Annotated in this window: 23 protein-coding genes; 11 read left to right on the top strand and 12 right to left on the bottom strand. The window is 66.6% G+C overall.

Going from position 1 to position 22,993, the window contains the following annotated elements; translation table 11 throughout:
• Nucleotides 1-47 precede the first annotated feature (47 nt).
• The 7 genes from ATO4_RS13900 to ATO4_RS13870 all read left to right on the top strand — a co-directional run bounded on the left by ATO4_RS13900 (nucleotide 48) and on the right by ATO4_RS13870 (nucleotide 7,121).
• Nucleotides 48-953: a sugar kinase gene (locus ATO4_RS13900; RefSeq protein WP_083592134.1), complete on the top strand. Its 906-nt coding sequence runs from the start codon at nucleotides 48-50 to the stop codon at nucleotides 951-953.
• A gap of 179 nt (nucleotides 954-1,132) precedes the next feature.
• Nucleotides 1,133-2,278, top strand: a complete 1,146-nt coding sequence (locus tag ATO4_RS13895) for an ABC transporter ATP-binding protein (RefSeq protein WP_083592133.1) — start codon at nucleotides 1,133-1,135, stop codon at nucleotides 2,276-2,278.
• 59 nt (nucleotides 2,279-2,337) lie between these two features.
• Nucleotides 2,338-3,468 (top strand): extracellular solute-binding protein, encoded by a 1,131-nt coding sequence (locus ATO4_RS13890; protein ID WP_083592132.1) that lies wholly within the window; start codon nucleotides 2,338-2,340, stop codon nucleotides 3,466-3,468.
• Between the two features lie 67 nt (nucleotides 3,469-3,535).
• Nucleotides 3,536-4,360 carry an ABC transporter permease subunit gene (locus tag ATO4_RS13885; protein ID WP_083592131.1) on the top strand — a complete coding sequence of 275 codons (825 nt, stop codon included), beginning with the start codon at nucleotides 3,536-3,538 and terminating at the stop codon, nucleotides 4,358-4,360.
• Nucleotides 4,357-5,253, top strand: coding sequence for an ABC transporter permease subunit (locus ATO4_RS13880; RefSeq protein WP_083592130.1), 897 nt, complete (start codon nucleotides 4,357-4,359; stop codon nucleotides 5,251-5,253). The genes ATO4_RS13885 and ATO4_RS13880 overlap by 4 nt, the downstream gene beginning before the upstream one ends.
• Before the next feature lie 49 nt (nucleotides 5,254-5,302).
• Nucleotides 5,303-6,322: a LacI family DNA-binding transcriptional regulator gene (locus ATO4_RS13875; protein ID WP_083592129.1), complete on the top strand. Its 1,020-nt coding sequence runs from the start codon at nucleotides 5,303-5,305 to the stop codon at nucleotides 6,320-6,322.
• Between the two features lie 28 nt (nucleotides 6,323-6,350).
• Nucleotides 6,351-7,121, top strand: coding sequence for a phosphodiesterase (locus tag ATO4_RS13870; protein WP_083592128.1), 771 nt, complete (start codon nucleotides 6,351-6,353; stop codon nucleotides 7,119-7,121).
• Between the two features lie 194 nt (nucleotides 7,122-7,315).
• Here the strand turns inward: ATO4_RS13870 and ATO4_RS13865 are convergent, their stop codons facing one another.
• The 5 genes from ATO4_RS13865 to ATO4_RS13840 form a co-directional block, all read right to left on the bottom strand.
• A complete protein-coding gene (locus ATO4_RS13865; RefSeq protein ID WP_083592127.1) occupies nucleotides 7,316-7,627 on the bottom strand; it encodes a hypothetical protein in 312 nt (103 codons plus the stop codon).
• 39 nt (nucleotides 7,628-7,666) lie between these two features.
• Nucleotides 7,667-9,013: a surface lipoprotein assembly modifier gene (locus tag ATO4_RS13860; RefSeq protein ID WP_139802445.1), complete on the bottom strand. Its 1,347-nt coding sequence runs from the start codon at nucleotides 9,011-9,013 to the stop codon at nucleotides 7,667-7,669.
• A 294-nt stretch (nucleotides 9,014-9,307) separates the two neighbouring features.
• Nucleotides 9,308-10,297 carry a transferrin-binding protein-like solute binding protein gene (locus ATO4_RS13855; RefSeq protein ID WP_176222987.1) on the bottom strand — a complete coding sequence of 330 codons (990 nt, stop codon included), beginning with the start codon at nucleotides 10,295-10,297 and terminating at the stop codon, nucleotides 9,308-9,310.
• A gap of 349 nt (nucleotides 10,298-10,646) precedes the next feature.
• Nucleotides 10,647-11,306, bottom strand: coding sequence for a response regulator transcription factor (locus tag ATO4_RS13845; protein WP_083592123.1), 660 nt, complete (start codon nucleotides 11,304-11,306; stop codon nucleotides 10,647-10,649).
• On the bottom strand, nucleotides 11,303-13,360 hold the full coding sequence (locus ATO4_RS13840; RefSeq protein ID WP_139802443.1) for an ATP-binding protein: 2,058 nt from the start codon (nucleotides 13,358-13,360) through the stop codon (nucleotides 11,303-11,305). The genes ATO4_RS13845 and ATO4_RS13840 overlap by 4 nt, the downstream gene beginning before the upstream one ends.
• Nucleotides 13,361-13,810: 450 nt before the next feature.
• Here ATO4_RS13840 and ATO4_RS13835 point away from each other — a divergent pair, with 450 nt between their 5' ends.
• The 3 genes from ATO4_RS13835 to ATO4_RS13825 are packed head-to-tail and all read left to right on the top strand — an operon-like array spanning nucleotide 13,811 to nucleotide 15,921.
• The gene (locus tag ATO4_RS13835) at nucleotides 13,811-14,362 is read left to right on the top strand and encodes a CDP-alcohol phosphatidyltransferase family protein (RefSeq protein WP_245308746.1); all 552 of its coding nucleotides are present in this window, start codon (nucleotides 13,811-13,813) and stop codon (nucleotides 14,360-14,362) included.
• Complete coding sequence (locus ATO4_RS13830; RefSeq protein WP_083592120.1) at nucleotides 14,359-14,976, top strand: lysophospholipid acyltransferase family protein; 618 nt, start codon at nucleotides 14,359-14,361, stop codon at nucleotides 14,974-14,976. The genes ATO4_RS13835 and ATO4_RS13830 overlap by 4 nt, the downstream gene beginning before the upstream one ends.
• Before the next feature lie 3 nt (nucleotides 14,977-14,979).
• A complete protein-coding gene (locus ATO4_RS13825; RefSeq protein ID WP_083592119.1) occupies nucleotides 14,980-15,921 on the top strand; it encodes a phosphatidate cytidylyltransferase in 942 nt (313 codons plus the stop codon).
• A 440-nt stretch (nucleotides 15,922-16,361) separates the two neighbouring features.
• Here the strand turns inward: ATO4_RS13825 and ATO4_RS13820 are convergent, their stop codons facing one another.
• From ATO4_RS13820 to ATO4_RS13795, 6 genes are read right to left on the bottom strand one after another with little or no spacing between them, the layout of a single operon-like run.
• Nucleotides 16,362-17,297 (bottom strand): PDR/VanB family oxidoreductase, encoded by a 936-nt coding sequence (locus ATO4_RS13820; protein ID WP_245308745.1) that lies wholly within the window; start codon nucleotides 17,295-17,297, stop codon nucleotides 16,362-16,364.
• A gap of 15 nt (nucleotides 17,298-17,312) precedes the next feature.
• Nucleotides 17,313-17,882 carry an MOSC domain-containing protein gene (locus tag ATO4_RS13815; RefSeq protein ID WP_083592117.1) on the bottom strand — a complete coding sequence of 190 codons (570 nt, stop codon included), beginning with the start codon at nucleotides 17,880-17,882 and terminating at the stop codon, nucleotides 17,313-17,315.
• A 9-nt stretch (nucleotides 17,883-17,891) separates the two neighbouring features.
• A complete protein-coding gene (locus ATO4_RS13810) occupies nucleotides 17,892-18,275 on the bottom strand; it encodes a Rid family detoxifying hydrolase (RefSeq protein WP_083592116.1) in 384 nt (127 codons plus the stop codon).
• Nucleotides 18,276-18,323: 48 nt separating this feature from the next.
• Nucleotides 18,324-19,688: a TRAP transporter large permease subunit gene (locus ATO4_RS13805; RefSeq protein WP_083592115.1), complete on the bottom strand. Its 1,365-nt coding sequence runs from the start codon at nucleotides 19,686-19,688 to the stop codon at nucleotides 18,324-18,326.
• On the bottom strand, nucleotides 19,685-20,236 hold the full coding sequence (locus ATO4_RS13800; protein WP_083592114.1) for a TRAP transporter small permease subunit: 552 nt from the start codon (nucleotides 20,234-20,236) through the stop codon (nucleotides 19,685-19,687). The genes ATO4_RS13805 and ATO4_RS13800 overlap by 4 nt, the downstream gene beginning before the upstream one ends.
• A 4-nt stretch (nucleotides 20,237-20,240) precedes the next feature.
• Nucleotides 20,241-21,293, bottom strand: coding sequence for a TRAP transporter substrate-binding protein (locus ATO4_RS13795; protein ID WP_083592113.1), 1,053 nt, complete (start codon nucleotides 21,291-21,293; stop codon nucleotides 20,241-20,243).
• Between the two features lie 182 nt (nucleotides 21,294-21,475).
• Between ATO4_RS13795 and ATO4_RS13790 the strand changes: the two genes are divergently transcribed.
• Nucleotides 21,476-22,213: an XRE family transcriptional regulator gene (locus tag ATO4_RS13790; RefSeq protein WP_083592112.1), complete on the top strand. Its 738-nt coding sequence runs from the start codon at nucleotides 21,476-21,478 to the stop codon at nucleotides 22,211-22,213.
• Nucleotides 22,214-22,369: 156 nt separating this feature from the next.
• Here ATO4_RS13790 and ATO4_RS13785 read toward each other — a convergent pair whose 3' ends face one another.
• The gene (locus ATO4_RS13785) at nucleotides 22,370-22,795 is read right to left on the bottom strand and encodes a nuclear transport factor 2 family protein (RefSeq protein ID WP_083592111.1); all 426 of its coding nucleotides are present in this window, start codon (nucleotides 22,793-22,795) and stop codon (nucleotides 22,370-22,372) included.
• Between the last annotated feature and the right edge of the window lie 198 nt (nucleotides 22,796-22,993).

The following is a 22,993-nucleotide window of genomic DNA, read 5'->3' as shown; positions in this document are numbered from 1 at the left end:
CATTCGGTCCGAGAAACACTCGGATTCGAGCTTTCGGAGCAGCAGTCTTGAGCAACGCGCAGGCGTCCCGTTTCGTGGCGATCGGGGAATGCATGGTCGAACTGTCCGTCGCCGGGGAGGGCCTCTATCGGCAGGGCTTTGCCGGCGACACCTTCAACACGCTCTGGCACTTCGCCCGGCGGGCGCCGGCCGGCTGGCGGGGGGCCTATCTGACGGCGCTCGGCACCGACAGGCTGTCGGAGGAGATGCTCGGCTTCTTCACGGCAGCCGGCATCGGCACGGAGATGGTCCGGCGCATCCCGAACGCCTCGCCGGGCCTCTACATGATCCATCTGGCCGGCGGGGAGCGCTCGTTTTCCTACTGGCGGGAGATGGCGGCGGCGCGGCGGCTCGCCGAGGACGAGGCGCATCTGCAGGAGGTTCTTGCGGCCGGCGACGCCTTCTATTTCTCCGGCATCACCCTGGCGATCCTGCCCGCCGAGGACCGGGCGCGGCTTCTCGCCCATCTCGGTGCGGCGAAGAAGGCCGGCAAGCGGGTCGCCTTCGATCCGAATGTCAGGCCGCGCCTGTGGCCGGACCTCGAAACCGCCCGCCGGGCCGTCGAGGCGGCGGCCCGGGTCTCCACCCATTGCCTGCCGAGCTTCGACGACGAGCGCGCGACCTTCGGCGACGAGAATGCGCGGGCGACGGCGGCGCGCTACCGGGCGCTGGGCGTCGCCGAGGTCGTCGTCAAGGACGGCGGCAGGTCGGCGCTGGTTTCCTGGGACGGGGGGCGCGAGCAGGTGCCCGCCATTCCGCCCGCCGAGATCGTCGACACGACGGGCGCCGGCGACAGCTTCAACGCCGCCTATCTCGCAGCAAGGCTCGGCGGCGCGGGGCCCGTCGCCGCGACGATCGCCGGCCACCGCCTCGCCTCCCACGTCGTCGGCGGACACGGGGCGCTGGTGGCGTAGCCGCAGAGACGACGCCCGCTCCGCCTTCGCTCGGCCGAGCGGCATGCGTCACGGCACCGGCGCGGGAAGCGCCGCCGCCGGGCGCCGGTTGTCATACGCCCGTATCAAAGCGTCGTTATCGAGCGCCTCGAACCGGCTTCTGCCGTGTGGTTTGCACAGCTGTGCAAGAGGTCTCGCGAATGACTGACGCCGCGTTTCTCACCGTTTCGGAAGTCACCGTCGGATATGCCGGGACGACCGTGCTCGATCGCCTGTCGCTCAGTGTCGAGCGGGGGGAATTCGTCGCGCTGCTGGGCTCTTCGGGCTGCGGCAAGACCACGCTTCTTCGGACCATCGCGGGGTTCAACACGCCGCGGTCCGGCGCGCTCGCCCTTGCCGGCCGGGACATCACCCGCGCCGCGCCGGATCGGCGCGGCATGGCGATGGTGTTCCAGTCCTACGCGCTGTGGCCGCACATGACCGTCGCCCAGAACATCGGCTACGGCCTGAAGCTGCGCAGAGCGCCGCGTTCCGACATTGCGGCAAGGGTCGACGAAATCGCCGCGATGCTGGGCCTTTCCGGCCTTCAGGCGCGCAAGCCGGGCCAGTTGTCCGGCGGCCAGCGCCAGCGCGTCGCGCTCGGCCGGGCGCTGGCCGTCGAGCCGGAGATCCTGCTCCTCGACGAGCCTCTGTCCAACCTCGATGCCCGCGTGCGCCTCGGCGTGCGCCACGAGATCCGCGCCCTGCAGAAGCGCCTCGGCATCACCGCCATCCATGTCACCCACGACCGGGAGGAGGCGATGGTGATGGCCGATCGGATCGTCATCCTCGACCGCGGCCGGATCGCCCAGGAGGGATCTCCGGAAGAGGTCTACAACCGGCCGGCCTCGCCCTTCGTCGCCGCCTTCATGGGGGCAGAGAACGTCGTCGCGCTGGAAGGAAGTGTCGATGGCGACCGGATCGAGATCGCGGCCGGCCCGCATAATCCGTCGGCGACGCTCTCCCGCGACGCGCGCCCGGTCGCTTCCGGGCGGTATCAGGCGCGCTTCAGGACGGAGGCGGCCGAGCTTCTGCCCGCAACGCCTCGGCCGGCCTTCGGCGATCAAGCCGACAGGGCGAGCGACGACGGCGCGCTGCGCCTGCGAGGAACGGTTCGCCAGACCAGCTATCCCGGCGGCGTCTGGCGCCACGTGGTCGCGATCGGCGCGGCGGAGGTCTCCGTCGATGCGGACCAGCCCGTCGAGCCCGGCACCGACGTCGTGCTGCGCGTGCCCTCGTCCGCGCTCTTCCTCTTCGACGCGCCGCAGGACGGCGCCGAACAAGTTTCCCGCGCCGCCGCCGCCTGAGGCGCAGCGATGCGGGGATGACAGCCCGGAATGAACGTCAAACCGCTGGAGCGAAATCCATGAAGACCTTTCTCAGTGCAGCCGTCCTCCTTGCCACGGTCGTGCCGCCGGCCGCGGCAGCCGAACTCACGGTGATCACCGCCGGCGACCAGAACATGGTCGATTATGTCAACGAATATCTCGCGCCGATCTTCGAGAAGGAGAATCCGGGCGATACGGTCCGCGCCGTCGGCACCGGCCCCGGCGATGCCGGCTCGCAGAAGATCCTGGAGCGTTTCGAGGCCCAGGCGGCAAGCGAAGAGTCCGACACCGACGTCGCGGTGGTGCATGAGAAGTTCGTCGGCCCGATGGTCGAGAAGGGCTTCCTGAAGAACTATCGCGGTGACATCTCGACCGGCGATCTCGTCACCAGCGACAAGGCGAAGATGGCGCTGGGCACCAATGTCGACGGCTATGTGATGCCGATGTTCGCCAGCCAGACCGCGATCGCCTACAATCCGGCGCTGGTCGAGAACCCGCCGAAGAGCTATGCCGAGATCGCCGAATGGGCGAAGGCCCATCCGCAGCAGTTTGGCTACAACGGCATCAAGGGCGGCGCGTCGGGCGTTTCCTTCGTCATGGGCTGGATCTACGCCTTCGGCGGCGGCGACGCCCAGATGCTGATGAATGGCCCCTTCGAGGAGAGCCAGACCCAGAAATGGGACGCGGCCCTCGCCAGCCTGAAGGACTTCAACACCACCGCGACGCTCACCCCCGGCAATGCCGGAACGCTCGACATGCTCGGCCGCGGCGAGATCGCCATGGGCCCGGTCTGGGTCGACATGTTCTATTCCTGGCAGGCCGACGGCAAGCTGCCGCCGGAGATGAAGCTCCTCCTGCCGGCCCCCGGCATGCCGGGCCAGCCGATGCACTACGTCATCCCGGAAAAGGCGCCGCATGCCGAACTGGCCGAGAAGTTCGTCGCGCTCGCGACCTCGCCGAAGGTCCAGGCCGAAGGCATCGTCAAGCGCTTCAACTGGTATCCGGGCATCGACGCCAAGCACGTTCAGGCCGAGCTCGACCAGGCATCCTGGGACAAGCTGTTCAAGGACGTGACCCCGGAAGATCTCGCCAAATACGCCAAGCCCTTCCCCATCGCGCCCTACAACAACGCGATCCTCGAAGCCTATGAGCGCCAGGTCGCCAACTGAGCTGCGACCTCCATCGAACCGTCGCCCGGCCCCTTGTGGCCGGGCGAGACCCGCGGGAATCGACACCATGCGTGAGCGACTGACCGGTCTGTTGCTGGCGCTGCCGGCCATCGCGACCATCGCACTTCTCTATCTGATGCCGCTGCTGGCGTCGGCGACGGGCGCCTTCGAGACGGAATCCGGCTTCGGCCTCGGCAACTTCGTCAAATCCTATGAACTCTATGGGACCGACATCGTCTACACGCTGATGATCGTCTCCCTGTCGACGCTGATCATCGCCGGCCTGTCGATAGCCATCGCCGGCTATCTGACGCTCGGCGAAAATCCCAAGGCCGTGGCGATCCTGCGCTGGCTCTATCGCTGGCCGCTGTTCATTCCCTTCATCGTCGTCGGCCAGGTGCTGCGCACCTTCCTCGCCAAGAACGGCCTGATGAACAATCTCCTCGTCGCCGGCGGCATCCTCACGCCGCTGCAGACGGTGTCGTTTCTCGACTGGCGCGGCATCGTCATCGCCTTCGTCTGGAAGCAGGCGCCCTTCGTCACGCTGCTCGTCGCCGGCGCCATGGCCTCGATCGATCGCGGCACGATCGAGGCCGCCCGCAATCTCGGCGCCTCGCGGCTGCGTATCCTGTTCGAGATCGTCGTGCCGCAGGTCCGCACGACGCTCTTCGTCGGCATGGTGCTCTCCTTCGTCACCATGATGTCGGTGCTGTCCGTGCCGCTGATGATCAGCGCCCAGTCGCCGACCATGATCACCGCCGACATCGCCTTCCGCATCAACGCCTATGGCGACTACGGCGTCGCCAATGCGCTCGGCATGATTTCCCTCCTCATGACCATGGCGGTGGCGATCGTCTATCTGCGCCTCAACCTGAAGGAAAAGGCCCGATGAGCGCGCCCGCGATCCCCCGTGAGAGCGCCCTCCCGGTCGCCGCCGGCCGGGCGTTCGGCCTCGACCTCTGGTGGCTGCCGCGGGCGTTCGGCCTCGACCTCTGGTGGCTGCCGCGGGCGCTCGTCCTCGGCCTTGTCGCCTTCGCGATCTTCGGCCCGCTCGCCAATCTGCTCCTCTGGACGGTCGCCGAGCGCTGGTATTTTCCCCACACGCTGCCGCTCGAATACGGCTTCAGCTTCTGGGCGAAGGTGTTCTCGCCGCGCGGGGTCGCCTGGGAATCCCTCGGCACCAGCATCCTGATCGCGCTTCTGACCGTCCTCTTCGCGCTGGCCTTGGCGATTCCCGCCGGCTATGCGCTGGGGCGGCTGAAGCTCCCGGCGCGCAGCCTGATCCTCTTGGTCTTCCTGATCCCGCAGGCCTTTCCGAACCTGCCGGTCTACGTCAACATCGCCCGCTTCTTCTACGATGTCGGGCTGAACGGCACGATCGCCGGCGTCGTCCTCGTCCATGTCACCCACGGGCTGGTCTTCGCCGTCTGGATCGCGACGGCTGCCTTCGCCGCCGTCGATGCGGAACTGGAGGAGGCCGCCCGGTCGATGGGGGCGGGGGCGTTGCGGGCCTTTCGCGACGTGACGCTGCCGCTGGCGCTGCCCGGCCTGATGGCGAGCGGCATCTTCGTCTTCCTGGAATCCCTCGACGAATTCACCGGCAGCTTCTTCGTCGGCGCGCCGGACGTCACCACCCTGCCGCTGCTGCTCTATACGGCGGGTGCCGGCGGCAATTATCAGGTCGCCTCGATCACGGCTCTTCTGTTGCTGGTCCCCTCGATCGCCTTCATGCTGGTGGTGGAGCGCTTCCTGCGCGCCGACGTTCTGGCCCGGATCGGGCACTGATGGCGGTGATGCGTCCTCCTGCCCGCCCTTCGCGAGACATGCCGCAGCCATGAACGACGAGCCGAGACAGCCACCGGCGGGGCCGAATTTCGTCAGCGCGCAGCAGGTCGCCGAGCGCGCCGGCGTCTCGCGCTCGGCCGTCTCGCGGGCCTTCACCCCCGGCGCCAGCATCGGCCGGGAAACCCGCGAAAAGGTGATGAAGGCGGCCCTCGACCTCGGCTATCAGGTCAACGACCTGGCCCGCGGCCTGATCGCCCGGCAGAGCCGTCTCGTCGGGATCATCGCGACGCGCCCCGAAGTCGGTTTTCGTGCGCTTCTCGTCGCGGCCCTCTCCAAGGCGCTGATCGCCAGGGGCAGCCTGCCGGTGCTGCTCAACACCGGCGACACCGAGCGGGAGATGCAGGCGACGCAGAACATGCTGCTCGGCTACCGGGCCGAGGCGACCATCGTCCTGTCCGGCTCGCCTCCCGAAACCATGCTGGAGGGGGCCCGGCGCACCGGGCAGCCGCTGGTGCTGATCGGCCGGTCGGAGCCCGGCACCGACAGCGTCCTCGCCGACAACGAAGGGGCTGCGAGGAAGGCCGCCGAGCGGCTGGTCGCCCGCGGCGCCCGGCGGATCGCCCTCGTCGGCGCGGCCATCGGGACGCAGACGATCGTCGAGCGCGAACAAGCCTTCGTCGAAGCCGTCCGGGAACTCGGGGCCGAGGCCGAGATCGTGCGCGGCGCCGACGCCGACTATGCCGGCGGCGAGACGGCAGCACGCCAGCTCTTGGGCCGCGGAACTGCGCCGGATGCGGTCTTCTGCGTCAACGATCTCCTGGCGATGGGGCTGATCGATCATGCCCGCCTTGGCGCCGGGCGGCGCATCCCGGAAGACGTTGCGGTCATCGGTTTCGACGATCTGCCCGAAGCCTCGCGCGGCACCTATCTCCTGACGACATTTTTCCAGAATCCGGTCGCGGTCGCGGCGAGGGCGATCGACCTGCTCGATCGACGGCAGTCCGACCCGGCCGCGGCGCCCGCCCTCGAGCGCGTCCCGGTGACCTTCGTGCCGCGAGAGAGCGGCTGATATCGACACCAACGCACGGATGCAACCCATGAAGCTCATCCAGATCACCGACCTTCACCTTGTCGCGCCCGGCGAGACGCTGTTCGGCCTCGATCCGCTGGCGCGGCTGACGGCCTGTCTGGCGGACATCGAGGATCACCACGGCGATGCCGACGCGATCGTCATCAGCGGCGACCTCACCCATGACGGCGAGATCGCCGCCTATGAAGCGCTGGCGGAATGCCTGTCGGGTCTGACGCCGCCGGTTCACCTGATGCTCGGCAATCACGACCGGCGCGATACCTTTCGCGCCGTCTTCGGCGACACCCATTTCGAGGCCGGCTTCGTCCAGAAGAGCGTCGACCTCGATGGCGGCCGACTGATCCTGCTCGATACGCTCAAGGCAGGCGCCGTCGAGGGCGAGCTCTGTGCCGAGCGGCTCGGCTGGCTGGAAAGGCAACTCGCCGGGGCAGGCGAGAACGGCGCCCTTGTCTTCGCCCACCACCCGCCGTTCCGCCTGCACATGCCGGCGCTCGACCGGGTCCGGCTCGGCGACGCGGAGGCGTTCGCCCGGATCGCGAACGACGCCGGCAATGTCCGCCACGTCTTTGCCGGCCACGTCCACCGGCCGGTCAGCGGCAGCTGGCGCGGCATCCCCTTCAACGCCATGCGCGGCACCAACCAGCAGACGGCGCTCGTCTTCGAGGACCGCTTCGTCATCAGCCACGAGCCGCCGGCCCATGCCGTGATCCTCGTCGACGGCGACGGCGTCGTGGTGCATTTTCACGACTTTCTCGACCAGACGGCCGGGACGATCTGAGCGACGATCTCCCCGCAAGCCTCCCGGCGCCGCGCCTGATGCACCGGGCGGATCGTGCCAGCTTCGCCGATCGGCCGGCGGTCAAGGCGGCGACCTGACCTCCAGGCGGATCCGCGGTGCACGCGGCTGCGATCGCCCGTCGCAACGCCAGTGCTGGTCGGCATCGGGGAGCCCCCGACCGAACCGCCGAGCCATCAGATCCCCCCTTGGCTCCAGAAGAGGGGAGCCGATTTGCTCTCAAGCTTCAGGACATGGGGTCGGGTATCGACCCCGGCCATCAGGACGCCGCGCTCGTGAAGGGGCCGCTGCGCCGCGGCTTCCTCGGACGTCGACCCCGAGAAGATCTGGTCGGCGGCGAATGGATCGCCTTCGGGCCTGTCGTCCTCCTCAGCCAATCGCCTGTTCCTCATTTCGTCGAAGCGCCGCCGCGATTCGGCGACGAGAAGGTCTGACATGCGGCAGGCCTCGCACGCCGCGCCCGTGCCGAGGCTGATCCGGATCGGCACTGAAGCCCGTCCGCCACCCAGGGCTTTCTGCAATCCAGACTAGAACGAACGAGCAAGGCCGAGCGAAACGCCGATGTCGTCATATGTCTTGAAGGCGACGTTGCTGTCCTGGATCTCGTAGCTCAAGGAGATCGCAGGGGCGAAGCCTTCGATGGCCCAGTCGCGTTTCAGCACGCGGGTGCTCACGCGTCCGTAAGTGTCGTGGCGGGCGAATGTCTGGCCCGGATAGTCGGCGTCGAAGGAACGCTCGCCGATGCCGGCGACGACTTCGGCCGTGAGCGAGAATGGCAGCTCGGCGTAGAGCGTCGCGCCGACTTCCCTCCCATCGAACCGCTGGTGGTCGTCGCCGGAGCGGTCGCGGGTCGCCGAAACATAGGTGCCCAGTGCAAGCCCCGGACCGATCGCATAGGTCGCGCGCACCGAACCGCTCGAGCGAAGTCCATCCGGCCCCGGGTGATCGGTGTAATCCACATGCGTGAGACGCCCCGCCGTCGCTATCTGGAGGCGGTCGAGGAGCATGAACGAAAACGCGCCGAGGCCGGTGAGGTTGTCCGCATAGGGGTCGCCTCCCGCATAGACCCGCGAGCGCTCGATGCCGACATCGAAGAAGCTGCGGGGGCTCAGGAACCGGCGCAGGGTGGCATTGCCCCCGACCTCGATCGAGCCGAGCTCGCTCTCGTCATAGGCAACGCCGCGCGAGAAGCCGGCGAGGGTCAGCGTGGTCGTGTCGGACAGAAGGAACTGCCAGGACAGCTCCCCGTCGAACTCGAAGCCGACGCCGCTTCGCGCCTTCGCCTCGTCGTCGATCCGGAAGGGCATGTCGCCCACCATGATGACATCTTCGCTCGACCCGCGACTGGCATTGGTGCGCGGGGCGAGCGACCCTGAAAAGCGGGCGCCCCACGGACGTTGCCGGGTGATCTCGCGATCGAGCCGATAGTAATAGGCGCTGAGGCGTCGGTCGGTCTCAGCGCCCTGAAGCCGGCCGAGATGAAAGCGCGCCGCCGTGAAGCTGCCGCGGGCCATCAGGGCATGGACCAGCTCCAGTCGCACCAGCTGCCGGTCGGAATCGGCGTCGAGAAGCCGGCGGAAGATCTCCTCGGCCACTGCCGCATCGCCTCGGTTGAGAGCGATGAGTCCCTGGAGAAACAGCGCGTCGTCCGGCGAATGGATCCCTGCGGACAGTCCCTCCTGGCGCAGGGCTTCGGCCTCTTCGAAGCGACCCTGCTTGGCAAGGCGCGCAACCTCCCGGAAGCTCCCGCCGGTCGCCGTGCCGCTCCCATTCGTTGCCGCGGCGACGCTGACGGTGGCCGCCGGGACTGCAAGAAGCAGCACCATGCCGAGGATGGCGACGAAGCGCGTCATGGACTGCGGAAACCGAACCATCGTCAAAGCCTCGCTGTTCACTCGATCCGATCGATCCGGTGCTCGGCGGATCACTGGGGCGGCCGTCGGGGCGTTGCGGCGATCGCAGACCGGACCGGGCGGAAACCGTCCTTGCAGCACGGGAGGCGCGGCGGTCCGTGACGGCCGCCGCGCCTCTTCGGCCAGAGCGACGAGCGTCCGACGGGACTCTCGAAACGCGCTCCGGCCGGCTCGATCACCGGGTCGCCTTCGGTCCGGATCGGGTTCGATCCCCGGACCGATGCGATGGGGGCGCACGCATGCGACCCGGCGATCTCACTGCTTTTCGCCGTTATAGGCACCGATGATGTCGACGGCGGCGCCGCCTTGCGTGCCCTGGATATCGATGATGCCAGCCGTTTCCTCGGCGCCAGGTCCGTAGAACCCGCCATTGAACGTCGAGCGTCCGGCAGCGCTGTCGATGACGGTGGCTCCGGTGTCGATGTCGACCGCACGGATGGTGCCGTTGTAGTCGGCGCCGGCAATGCTGCCATTTTCCATCAGGAGCTCGTAGGAGGATCCCGCTGCACCACCCCCGTTACCGGTGGTCAGCAGGATCCCGTCGACCTTGCCGGTGATCGTGGCATTGTCGAAATCGGCGTTGAGGGTCGTGCGGCCGGTCATGGCGTTGCGCTCGCCGCCGGAGAACACCGTCGCGCCGAGGCCGCCGACATAGGTCGCCGTTCCGTTCATCGTCGTCGGCCGTGCGACGCTCGGATCCTTCGCGCCGTAGAATGCCGTCTCCTGGCCGACGCCATTGCCGAAGGGCAGGACCTGCGCAGTACCCGCCCGCACATAGTCGTAGTCGACATAGCTCAGCTGGTTCGTATCGCCGGTGGTGCTGGATATCTCGACATAGGTGGTGCGCTCACCACCCTGTGGCTGCAGGACTCTCGCCGGCGTTCCGATCGCGGGTGCGATTTCCATGCGGCTGAAGTCCCCAGCCCCTTCCTGCGGAATGGCGCCGCCCGATTCACCCTCGAGGATCGCGACTTCCTGCGGCGATCCGGTGATCGAGGTTCCGTTGGTTTCTTCTCTCAGGAACGCCAGAACGCCGCCTGCCGCGTTGCGCCCCGTCGGCTGGCCATAGGTCGACGTCGCGATGCTCCCGTCATAGGTGCGGGTCGCGGCCACCACGGAGCCTTCGGCGCCATTCGAGCCCCCGCCACCACCACCGGAGCCACCATCACCACCCGAGCCCCCACCGCCCGTGCCGCCGCCGCCGCCGCCGTCGGGCCCCGGGCCACCCACGTCGATCGAAGCCAAGCTGCCGGACGAACCGGAACTCGAGCAGCCTGCGAGAATGCCTGCCGTAGCGAGCGTTGCGAAAATCAAACCTACGCGCATGTCCGGTTCCCCTCTTGACGTTGCGGGAACCGTTCAATCAGGTCTGCGGAGGTGTCGCATCCCCGTTACAGGGGAGACGAACCGCCGGGTATCGGCGGAACCGCCAACCATGGTTTTCTCGCCTCACCGATTTGCGGTATGTCGATGGCTCGATCGCTAGCAACGCGTGCCGGGCCGGGCCACGCATTCGAACCCTGGCAAAATCTGCAAGTCCTCGCAGAGACATGCATGGCGACAATCGATCGGACGCGCCCCGAGCGCGGCGTCGTCAGCCGACGAGGCCCATCCGCGTGGCCGCAAGGGTCGCCTCGGCACGCGACGAGACGCCGAGCTTGAGATAGATCGATTTGACGTGGCTCGCCACGGTGGTCTCGGCGACGCCGAGCTCGCGCGCAGCGTCGGCGACGCGCGCCCCCTTGGCGATGACGGAGAGAACGCAGCGCTCGCGCGGGGTCAGCTTGTCGTCGGTCTCGCCCACGGGTGGGCGCGTGCGAAAATGCTCGATGATTCGCCGGGCGATCGGCGGCGATATGGCCGGGACGCCGCTTTCGATCAGGCGCAACTGGCGAATGATGAGGTCGTCGCGCTGGCCCTTCAGGAGATACCCCTGGGCGCCACCGGCCAAAGCCGAGACGATCGTCGAATCCGCCGCCATGACCGTGGTCATGATGCAGATCGTCTCGGGGAAGGCACTTCGAAGATCGCGCAAGGCATCGATACCGCTGCCATCGGGGAGCGCAATGTCGATGAGCGCCATCTTGAAGGGCAGGTCGGCTTCGGCGGCCGACAGGATGGCCGCACGCGCTTGAGAGAACGTGGCGGCCATGACGATGTTCTCGGGCTGAAATTCCAGTGCGCGTCGCGCGAGCTGGACGAGGTGATCGCGGGCAGCGGCGACGTCTTCGATGACGAGGAGGCGATGGCTCATGGGAGGGATCCCGCGATCGGTTGCTCGAGCGGGAATCTCAGCCGCGCGGCGACACCGGCGATGTCGTCGAGTGCGCCGGCCGGCGCGAAGACGATGCTGCCACCCAGCGCCGCCGCCCGTGTCTTCAGGTTCGACATGCCGCGGCCGGGACCGTCGAGGGCCTCCTGTTCGAAGCCGCGCCCGTCATCGGTAACGTCGAGCGTGACCCTGCCGTCCTTCACCTGGGCGCAGACGGAGACCACGCTCGCATCCGCGTGCTTGATGACGTTGCTCACGAGTTCCCGGAGCGTCGCGCGCAGGGCACTCGCCGCCGCCGGCGGCAGGAGGGCATCGTCCCCGGTGACGCGATAGTCGAGGGTAATGCCGACGAGCGACAGGCGATCGGCGATCTCCGGGCGGAGATCGGCCATGACATCGGCGAAGCTCTGATCGCCCGCTCCCTCTTCGCTGACGATCGTCCGCAACTCGGACAGCGTGCGGCGCAGCAGTTCGTCCTTCTCACCCGCATCCACGGTGTGGAGCGCCGACAGGAGCTGCGCACCGAGATGGTCGTGCAGGTCCCGCGATATCCGATCGCGCTCGGCGACGACGCCGAGCTTGTAGGCGGCGCGTCCCTCCTCGACGATCCGGCCAAGGTCCAGAAGCGTATCGATCGCACGGATATCGTCCGGCCCGAAGAGCCGGCGGCCTCGATCGGCAAGCCGCAGGCGCCGGGCGTCGAGCCCGGCAAAACTCGGAACGAGGAGCGTCGAGCCGTCGCTGCTGGCGCGGGGCGCCGTGACGGGGCTCGTGGTGTCCCGTTCGCTCTCGAGCGGATCGAAGAGCGAGGCGAGGAGCGTGTCCCATTTCTCGTCCCGCCGCTCGGCCTCCCGCGTGAAGACCAGATCGACGATCTCCGACGATCGCGTGAACGCGGCCCGCTTCGGGGTGAAGATCCGCTCGAGGACATGCTGGCGAAGCGGAAAGTAGAGCAGGCCTGCCACCACGATCGCGACGGGAAGGGACGTCCAGGCTTGCGTGTTCAGCCAGACGACGAGGCCCAGATCGATGGCCACCACGAGAAGGATGCCGGCGAACCAGAACCAGACGCGATAGGCAAAGGCATTGAGCTCGAACAGGCGATACCGGGCGAGCCCGGCGGCGAGCCCGAGATGGACGGTGAGAAACAGCCCGAACGCATAACCCTGGGAGATGACGAAACTGTCGCCCATTCCGAGGACGGGCGGCATGGCCCGCAAGGCGATGAACAGGCCGGCGCCGACGAGGGTCGTCGTCAGGAACCAGCGCAGGCCCGCCCGGTCCACCGGCCGTCTGCGGCTCAGCCACCACTGGATCATGGCCGCGACGATCGCGGCCAGCATCTGCATCGCCACGGTGGCGTGATGGATGGTCACGGGCAGGATGTGCAGGACATCGAGGACGAACAGGATGCCGGTCAGCGCGAAGACGGCAGCGAAGACCGGTGGCGGGACGAGTTGGCGAGGATAGACCAGGAACAGGCAGACCAGAGCCGCGCCGAAGGCACATGCACCGAAATGGTTGAGGATGCTGAGGGTTTCGAAGAGCGCTCCGTCCATGGCGAGGGGGCGGGTGCTGTAGATCGCGGCCGGCATGGCGAAGGCCGGCAGGAACAATCCGAGCAGGGCGAACAGGCGAGCGCCCCAGTCGGCCGGCCGAAGTCCGACGACCCATGCCCCGATCAGCACGCTGACGACCCCGATCAGCACCTGGAACCAGAAGACGAAGGGGAGATCACCCAGCGTCCGCTCCCGGACATCGGAAAGACGGACCGTGCCGGTTGCGTCCCGGGTTTCCACCTGCGCGCCCGGCGCCTGCATCGCCAGGGCGAGATCGCTCTGACGCGAAAAGAACGCGATCTGCGCCACCCTTTCGGGCAGGACGTCCGGCTCTTCGATGAGATCGGCCGGCGTGATGAGCGTGCGCTCTCCTGCCGTGACGAGTGCCTGGGGCATCGCGTCACTGGAGCCATCGAAGCCGGAGAGACCGAGCGCCATCGCTACCGTCAGGATCGCCCCCGTCGAAACGAGGAGCAAGGCAAAGACAAACGCTCGAATGGGCACCAATGGACAGATCTCGATGGGTCGGACAGAGCATTATTGCCTAATCCTACCCATTCCTCCCCCCCTGAACAGGGGAGAAGTGCACGCTTCATGCCTTATCGGCAGCTATAGGAGTCCCTGGCAAAGCCGTCGGCAGGGACAGCCGATCGCGTGGCGCCGGGGCGGTTCCAGATCCTCTCCATCGGCCCCGATGACGGCCCCCACTCACCCGGATCGAAATGCTTGCTCCAAGACGGCAGAGGCAGCTTGCTTGGCATCGTCCGCCGTGAGACGTCTCGCGTGCGGTTGTGACCTTTTGCGAGGGAATGGCGGATGGCGACGGACGAAAGCAAAGCCAAGGCGCCGCTTGGCGATCGACGGCCTCTTGCCTCACGCGAACGGCCATGGGCGGGCCGGCTTCTGCGGTTTCTCCTTCGCACTCGAATGACCGCCAACCAGATCTCCGCGCTCGGCATCGTCTTTTCGCTGGCGGGCGCCGCAGCTTTCGTCTTCGCGACGCGCCTGCCTCAGCCCGCCCTGTGGATCGTCGGTGCGCTGTGCATCCAGCTGCGCCTTGTCGCCAACCTGATGGACGGGCTGGTGGCGGTGGAGGGCGGCAGGGGCTCGACCAGCGGTGCGCTCTGGAACGAGGCTCCGGATCGCCTGGAGGACAGCCTGTTCCTCGTGGCTTTCGGCTATGCGCTGGGTGTGGGCTGGCTCGGCTGGCTCGCGGCGCTCTTGGCGGCGGTCGCCGCCTATGTCCGTCTTCTCGGCGGTACGGTGGGCCTGAAGCAGGATTTCCGCGGCCCGATGGCCAAGCAGCACCGCATGGCAGCCCTGACGCTCGCGGCTGGCATCGCCTTCGCCGAAGCCCTTCTCGCCGCGAGCCATCCGGTCTCCACGGCGCTTCTCGGCCTGATCGCCCTCGGCACCGTGGTGACCATCGGCCGCCGGCTGAAAAGCCAGGCCAAGGCTCTCGCCGGACAAGCCCGATGATTGCCGCGGCACGCCTTGTCCTCATTGCGCTGACGCGCTTTCTCGTTGGTGGCCATGCGCGCTGGGTCGGGTCCGAGCCGACCTTCGAGCAGCGGATCTATTTCGCCAACCACGGCAGCCACCTGGATACGATCGTCCTTTGGGCGGCCCTTCCGGCCGCCTTACGGTCGAAGACGTCGCCGGTGGCGGCGCGCGATTACTGGGGCAAGGGGCGGCTCAGGCGCTTCGTGGCCCTCGATATCCTGGGCTGCGTTCTCGTGGAACGCCAGGCGCCGGCGGGCAGCGATCCGCTGGCCCCCTTGACGGCGGCCCTCGCCGACGGGCGTTCGCTGATCCTGTTTCCGGAGGGCACGCGCGGCGACGGTTCATCCGTCATGCCGTTCAAATCCGGGCTCTACAATCTCGCAAACACCCATCCCGGCGTCCAGCTGATCCCGGTCTTTCTGGACAATCTCGCCCGGGCCTTTCCCAAGGGCGCCTATGTGCCCGCGCCGATCAGCTGTGCGGCGCGCTTCGGCGCTCCGCTGCGATTGCGGCAGGGCGAAGAGCGGCAGGCGTTTTTAAGTAGAGCGCGTGAGGCCGTCGCCACGCTCGGCCGGCCGGGGGAGGGCTGAGCCATGGACGATTGGCGCATCATCATCCTTCTCGCCGGCGTGATCGGCATCCTTCTGGCCGGTTCGCTTGCCTCCTTCGTGTTGTCGCGGCGCGCCCATGGCGAAGCCATGCAGACGACGGTTCGCAACCTTCAATCCCGGGTGAAAGCCTGGTGGGTGATGGTGGCGATCTTTGCCGCCGCCTTTCTTCTGGGACCGACGGTGACGCTCGTCCTCTTCGCGCTCACCTCGTTCTACTGCCTGCGCGAGATGATCACGCTGACGCCCACCCGTCCCGCCGACCACCGGGCGGTGGCGACGGCGTTCTACGTGTTCATTCCCCTGCAATACTGGCTGATCTTCGACGAATGGCAGACGGTCTTCGCCATCGCGATCCCGGTCTATGCCTTTCTGCTCTTGCCGGTCCTGACCGTTCTCGCCGGCGAGACCGACCATTTCCTGGAGCGGACCGCCAAGCTGCAATGGGGCCTGATGCTGACGGTCTATTGTATCAGCCATGCGCCGGCGCTTCTGGTTCTCGATATTCCCGGACACGAGGGGGAGAACTTCCTGTGGCTGTTCTTCCTGATCGCCGTGGTGCAGCTCTCGGACGTCCTTCAATATGTTTTTGGCAAGCTGTTCGGCCGGCACAAGGTCGCCCCGCGCATTTCGCCCGCCAAGACCTGGGAGGGGCTGCTCGGCGGCGGCCTGTCGGCGGCGCTCGTCGGGGCCGGGCTGTTCTGGATCACGCCCTTCTCCCCGCTTCAGGCCGGTGGCATGGCGCTCGCCATCGTCGTCGCCGGCTTTTGCGGGGGTCTCGTGCTTTCGGCGATCAAGCGCTCGCTCGGCGCCAAGGACTGGGGCACGATGATCGAGGGCCACGGCGGGGCTCTGGACCGGATGGACTCCGTCACCTTCGCCGCGCCGATCTTTTTCCACCTGACGAACTACTTCTTCGTTCCGTGAAATGCCCTGTGGCCTGCCGTCCTTCACCCCACCCGGCGGTGCTCCTTGATCGACCGCCGGCGACTTCGTCCGGCCTTCATCCACTGAGGTCACACAGTGCGGCGTCATCGCCATCAACGTCTTGCTGCCGTCGAAGACTTCCACCACTTTTCGGAAACGATTGCTTTCGAAGGTCCACCGGTGTCTCGCCTGCGTCGAGAACGATCGCTGCCTTGCCTTCACCTTCGTCGCGCCGAAGCACGGGTGCTGGCTGAAGGGCACGATCGGGACACCGCGCTATCGCAATGCCATGGTCAGCGGTGCGATGAAGTTCATCAACTTCGACGCCGCGACGATCGTCGAGCTGGAATCGCTGTCACGAACTGACCAGTGGCCGATTTGCTCAAGTTCGCAGCAGAAACCTGCCATTCAACTTCAGCTCGGGCAAGATCCAGATCGGCTCAAACATCCAACGTCAGGCGTCCCCTGGCACGGGATACGCAAGGCATCATGCGATCCTTGCGCTGGGTTGGCGAGAGGACGACGTCGCGGTGAATGACATCACCTTCGAGATAGCCGCACTCGCAAGCCCCACAGACGCCGATCTCACAGGAGGATTCCAGCCCGACACCGTTCTCCTCGAGGACCGCAAGCAACGACCGGTCGGCGGGCACGACGAGGCGTCTGCTGCTCCTTCCCAGCACGACCTCGAACGGTTCCCGTGTAAAATCGGCATCAGCGAGGGCGGTGAAGCGCTCGGTGTGAAGCCTGTTCTCCGGATGAGCGGCGGCGAGCGCAGCCGCCGAGACCGCCCCGACCAGCCGCTCTGGCCCGCAGGCGTAGATCTCCGCGCCGGCTTCTCTGGCGATCGTAGATACCGGGTCGAACCGATTGTCCTGAGATGACAGCCATACGCGCAGTCTGTCGCCGCAGAGCTCACGCAATTCCTTAAGGAGGGGAGCGCGATCCTCGTCGCGGGCACAATAGTGGAAGACGAAGTCGCTGCCCTCAGCCACCAGCGTGTAGGCCATCGCCGCCAGGGGCGTGATGCCGATGCCGCCGCCGATCAGCACCACGCGGCCATCACCCCCGAGAAGGGGAAAATGATTGCGCGGCGCCGACACATGCACCTGGGCGCCTTCGGCAAGTTCGCGGTGCATCCAGCGCGAACCGCCGCGACCCCCCGGCTCCAGCTTGACTGCGATCGTATAGCTGCTGGTGTCGGCAGGATCGCCGCAGAGCGAATACTGCCTGACACCGATCTCCGGCAGGTGGACGTCGACATGTGATCCGGCTTGCCACGGAGGCAATTGCGGCCGCCTCGGATGCACCATCCGCAGGAGCCGCACGTCAGATGCGATCGGCTGCGAGCCCGCCAAGCGCAGCTTCATGATCATCCGCGCAGTCAAGGGCTACTCCAACAGTTCGATGACGTCGCCTGGCCGGATGACGCCGCCTTTCTCGATGCCGCAGTTCAATCCGGAGCGGTTGTAGAGCGGCAGGTAGACCGGCATCCCGAGGAGGTTTTCGAGATATTTGCAGGGGAAGTTGAGCCGCCCGCCGCGCAGGATCACCTCGCCCACCTTGAAGCGACGGCCCACCAGATGATTCAGGGGCACGCCGCGCACCGTCAGGTTCCGGCGGTGGTCGATCGGCTCCAGCGTGATCGGCCCGTCCTGCAAAGGCGGATCGTTGCGGGCGAGCGCGTCGAGCGCCTCCTGTTCGATCAGGGTGATCTCGCGCACGTCCGGGCGCGGCGAATAGGTCCCGGTCCCGGCGAAGTAGCGGTCACCCTCGATGCCCCGGCCGGCGACACAGACGGCCTCGGACAGTTCCTCCATCTCGTAGCTCGCCGAAGGCGCGATGTGGATATGGAGAAGGACGCCAGTCCATCCTTCGGCGCCGCCTGCGGAGCCGATCGCCGCCCTGGCGGCCGGATGCTCGAAGGCCTCGATCATATCCGGTTTGTTTTCGTCGCTCATGACCGCTCCTCAGCTTTGCCGCGCCGCGACGGCTTCGATTTCGACCAGGGCACCCTTCGGCAGCCGCGCTACCTCGATGGTCGATCGGGCGGGCGGCTCGGTGGGAAAGGCGGTGGCATAGACCGCGTTCATCGCGGCGAAATCGTCCATGTTCTGCAGGAACACGGTGGTCTTGAGGACGGTGGCAAAGCTCGCGCCGCCGGCGGTCAGAACGCCTTCGAGATTGCGAAGGACTGCCTTCGTCTGCGCCTCGATGCCCTCGGCGAGTTCGCCGCTCGCCGGATCGATCGGCAGTTGGCCGGAGGTGAATACCAGCCGGTCGTAGCCGACCCCTTGCGAATAGGGGCCGACGGCCGCGGCGGCAGCCTCAGTGGCGATGATTGTGCGGGACATTCCTGTCTCCCTCGTTGTTGTTTCAGGATCGTATGGGCCCTGGCCTGGTCAGTATCCCATGGTGTCCGGCAGCCACAGGACGAGGGCCGGGAACAACAGGCACAGGACGAGGCCGGCGAGTTGCAGCAGCGTGAAGGGGATCACGCCGCGATAGATGTCGCCGAGGCTGAGATGGGCGTGGCCCGCCTGGCGCAGATAGAACAGGGCGGGACCGAATGGCGGCGTCAGATAGGAGGTCTGAAGGTTCACCGCGACAGCGATCGCGAACCACAAGAGGATCTTGTCTGTGGGTACGGCGTCGCCGAAGTCCAGCGCCATGACGATCGGCCGAAACACCGGCAGGATGATCAGGGTGATCTCCAGCCAGTCGAAGAAGAAGCCGAGCAGGAAGATGATCACCATCAGGAGGCACAGGAGCGTCCAGTCGTGGAGATCGAGAAGATCGATGACGTGGATGATGGCGTCGTCGCCGCCGAGCTCGCGGAAGACGTAGGAAAACAGCGTGGCGCCGCAGAATATGCCGAAGATCATTGCGTTGGTCAGCGCCGTTCCGCGAGCGACGTCGCGCAGGAGGCCGATGCTGAAGGTGCGGTTGAAGACGGCGAGGACGGTTGCGCCGAATGCCCCGATCCCTGCCGCTTCCGTCGGCGTGGCGAAGCCACCGATGATCGACCCGAGGACGCAGACGACGAGGACGGTCGGCGGAAGGAAGCCTCGCAAGACCAGGAGCGGCAGATTGTCGACCTTGTCCACCTCCGTCTGCGCCAGCTTCGGCATCTTGGCCGGCGCAACGAGTGCCAGGACGACGATGTAGACGAGATAGAGCCCCGACAAGAGGAAGCCCGGGATCACCGCGCCGGCAAAGAGGTCGCCGACCGGAATCGCCAGGAGGTCGCCCATGACGACGAGCATGATCGACGGCGGAATGAGGACCCCGAGCGTTCCCGACGAGGCGATGACGCCGGCGGCCACCCCCTTGTCGTAGCCCCGCTCCATCATCACCGGGAGGGCGAGCAGCGCCAGCATGACGACCGATGCGCCGACGATGCCGGTCGTCGCCGCCATGATCGTGCCCATCAGCACGACCGCGAGCGCGAGGCCCCCCGGCACCCGCCGCATCAGGACGGAGAGGATCTCGAGCAGATGTCTCGCCACCCCGCTCTTCTCCAGCATGATGCCCATGAAGATGAACATGGGGATCGCCACGAGAACGAGGTTTTCCGCGATCGAGCCCCAGATGCGGCTGACGATCAGGAAGAGCTGCATGGGATGGAACATCCCCAGCCACCCGCCGATGAGCGCGAATGTCAGGCCGACGCCGGCAAGGCAGAAGGCCACGGGAAAGCCGGTGAACAGGATGACCACGAGGAGGCCCAGCATGCTCAGGGGCAGCATCGTCTCGAACGCGGTCATAGGCCGACCTCCTCGTGTTCGCCGTGGCGGCTTTTCGGCGGCGGAGCGCCGAGAAGGATGGCGAGGGATTCGCACAAGGCGCCGAGGGCGGCGACGAGAAGCATGAAGAACCCGCCGAGAAGCGTGGACTTGATGATCCAGCGATGGGGCAGGCCGGTCTGCGAGGCGGAGCCTTCGTCGAGCATGAAGGAGCGCTCGACGAAGGTGTAGCCGTAGTAGAGAACGACGAGGCAGAACGGCACGAGGAAGATGAGGGCGCCGACGAGTTCGATCGCCGCCGCCGTCTTCGGCCCGAAGCGGGTGTGGAGGACGTCGATCCTCACATGCTCGCCTTCGACATAGGCGTAGCCGAGCGAGAACAGGAACAGGGCGGCATGGAAATGCCACTCCAGATCCTGGAGTTTCGTCGAGCCGAGCACGACGAAGCGACGGGTGATCACGTCGAGCACCACGGTGAGGATCAGGAGGACGACGAGCCACGCCGCCGCCGTTCCGATCCCCCGGGCGGCCGCCTTCAGACGGTGGGCCGAGGCAAGAAGAAGCGACATGGGCCTACTTCAGATATCCGAGGTCTTTCCAGGTCGCGTAGTCCGTCCGGAACGTCGAGAAGCTCTCATAGGCGCGCTTGAAATCAGGGTCGGCGGCAACCTGTTCGGCGATGACCTCATCGACCGCCGCGTGCAGCTTCTGAAGATCCTCGTCGGACCAGCGATGCAGCTGGACACCCTTTTCCTTTAGTTCCTTGAGCGCGGGGATCTGGATCGCCTCGCCTTCGGCGATGCCGTAGCGGACATTGTCGCCGCAGACGGCCTCGATCTGGGCCTGCTGGGTTTCCGAAAGCGCGTCCCACTTGTCCTTGTTGATCATCAGGTCGAAGAAGGTCGACTGCTGATGCCAGCCCGGGAAGTAGTAGTGTTTGGCGATCTGCCAGAAGCCCATCTTGAGGTCGATCGCCGGCTGGACGAATTCGAGGCCGTCGATGACGCCGCGGTCGAGCGCCGGATAGACGTCCGGCGCGGCGAGGAGCTGGGCCGACACGCCGAACTTCTCCAGCGCCTTGGCGCCGAGGCCGAAGAACCGCAGTTTCAGGCCTGCGAGGTCATCGACGCTCTTGATCTCATGGCGGAACCAGCCCGAGCCTTCAGGTGCCAGCATGCCGCACATCACGGAATGGATGCCGTGCTTGGCGTAGATCTCGTCGAAGATCTCCTGGCCGCCGCCGAAATAGAACCACGCCATGTATTCGGGCGAGGGCGGGCCGAAGGGCAGCGCCGCGAAAACCTGAAGGGCCGGCACCTTGCCGCCCCAGAAGCCGGGGGTGGAGAAGGCCGCGTCGATCGCCCCGACGGAAACGGCGTCGAAGGATTCCAGCGGCGGCACCAGCGCGTTCGGCTCGTAGAAGCGGATCTCGATGCTGCCGCCCGAGACCTTGGCGATCTGTTCCTCCAGCCGCTTGCCGAGCGTTCCGAGCTGCGGCAGCGAGCTCGAAAAGGTGCCGGCCATCTTCCATTTGACCTTCGCCTCTTGAGCCGATGCCATGGACAGGGGGGCTGCCACGGCGGCGAGAGCCAATGCGGCTCGGCCGATGCGTCTTGCGAGCGTCATGAGTCTGCTTCTCCTGTGATCGGCTGCCTGAGGTTTAGACAACGTTGCCTAACAGGCAATCAATTTGCGTGGTGCCAGATCCTTTTCAGGCCGGCGCAGATCCCGTTGCAAAGCGTGTGCCAGAGTTCGGCGGATCGAGGTTTAGCTGGACCAGGCCGGCGTCGTTGCCTAAGGAGCAACCGATGTATCGTCGGATCGGCCGTGCCGGCTCGTCTTCCGAGGGCAGGTGCCGGCAGGGGGGCGGGGCGGTTGTATCGCGCGCAGCCGCGTCCTATTCGAGCAGCGCTGCGCTACACGTTCGAATGGGAGGATCATCGGCGACAAAGATGAGCGGAGACATCTCAGCAACCGGCACGAGCGTGAAGCTCGACAGCCCCGCCGTCGTCGGCCTCGGCAGAGCCATTCGCGCCTTGCGGGCGGAGCGCGGCCTGTCGCTGTCGCAGCTCGCGCTCTCGGCCAGCGTCGACAAGGGCTACCTGTCGCGGGTGGAGCGCGGCCTGAAGGTGCCGTCGGTGGCGATCGTCTTGAGGATATCCACGGCCCTGCAGGTGTCTGCTGCTCAGCTCTTCGGCGCCGCCGAGGATCACGACCTCATTTACCTGACACGGGCCGGCGACCGCGGCGGCCTGACGGCGACCGACGAGACCTATCAGATGGAACTGCTCACGCGCGGCAGCGACAGTTCCGGGCTGGAGGTCTTCCTCATGTTCCCGCCTGCCGATTTTCCCGACGAGCCGGAAATGGCCCACCGGGGCGAGGAGCTCCTGTTCGTCGTGGACGGCCGGATCGAGATCCGCTTTCCAGACCGAATCCTGGTGCTCGAGAAGGGGGACGCAGTGCAGTTCCCGGGGCCGCTTCGCCATCAGCTCCGGCGGCTGGAGGAAAGAAGCTGTGTGTTGATTTCCGTCAGTGGACCGTAACTCGGTTCAATCGTCTCGGCGTCGGCCGAGGCTGGTCGATCATGCGGAGCAGACTTCGAGATTGGTCCGGTCATGTGCCGGCCTTTTCCCCACAACGAACTCGAACCAGCGCGTGGCAGCGACTGTGCCTCGTCCTCTCTCCCTGCTGCAATCGCTTCAGTCCGGCGTCATCGCCATCAGCGCCTTCGTGCCATCGAAGACCTCGACCACCTTCACGAAACGGTTGCCTTCGAAGGTCCACCAGTGGCTGACCCAGCTGCGGGCGGTCTTGCCGGTGGCCTTGGCGCGAACGCTTGCGATCGAGAAGACCGCCACCTCGTCGCCCTGTTCGATGAAGGTCTGCGGGTCGTAGGAGAGAGGCTCCCAGTCCCGCTCCATCGCGTCGAAATACGCGCCGATCTCGTCGCGTCCGCGATAGATGTCGGCGATCGCCAGGGGATGCTCGGCCTTCTCGGTCTGCAGGGAATGGAAAACCGGATCGTCGGCGGCAAGATCCAGCCAGACGTTCCGATCAGCGCCGGAACAGTCCACCCAGCATCGATAGGCATGCCTCAGGATCGCAACGCGTTCGCTCTCCGCCATGACTTCCTCCCAGGGTCCCTTTCAACCAGACTACAATCGAGGAGGCTCATGCGCCACGCGTTTCTGGGAAGGCTCTTGCAGGCGGGAAGCGGTGCTTCTCTCCGCGGGTGGTGTCAGGCGGTCCGCGCCTACGCTCCCAGGCTGCGAACGAAGCGGATGGTGCGCGGTTCTGTGGGAGCACCGAAGATCGCATCGGGT

Source organism: Aurantimonas sp. 22II-16-19i (assembly GCF_002088275.1).
Classification (GTDB): domain Bacteria; phylum Pseudomonadota; class Alphaproteobacteria; order Rhizobiales; family Rhizobiaceae; genus Jiella.
The sequence above is the reverse complement of the archived record's forward strand: the minus strand, read 5'-3'. Positions and strand labels throughout refer to the sequence as shown.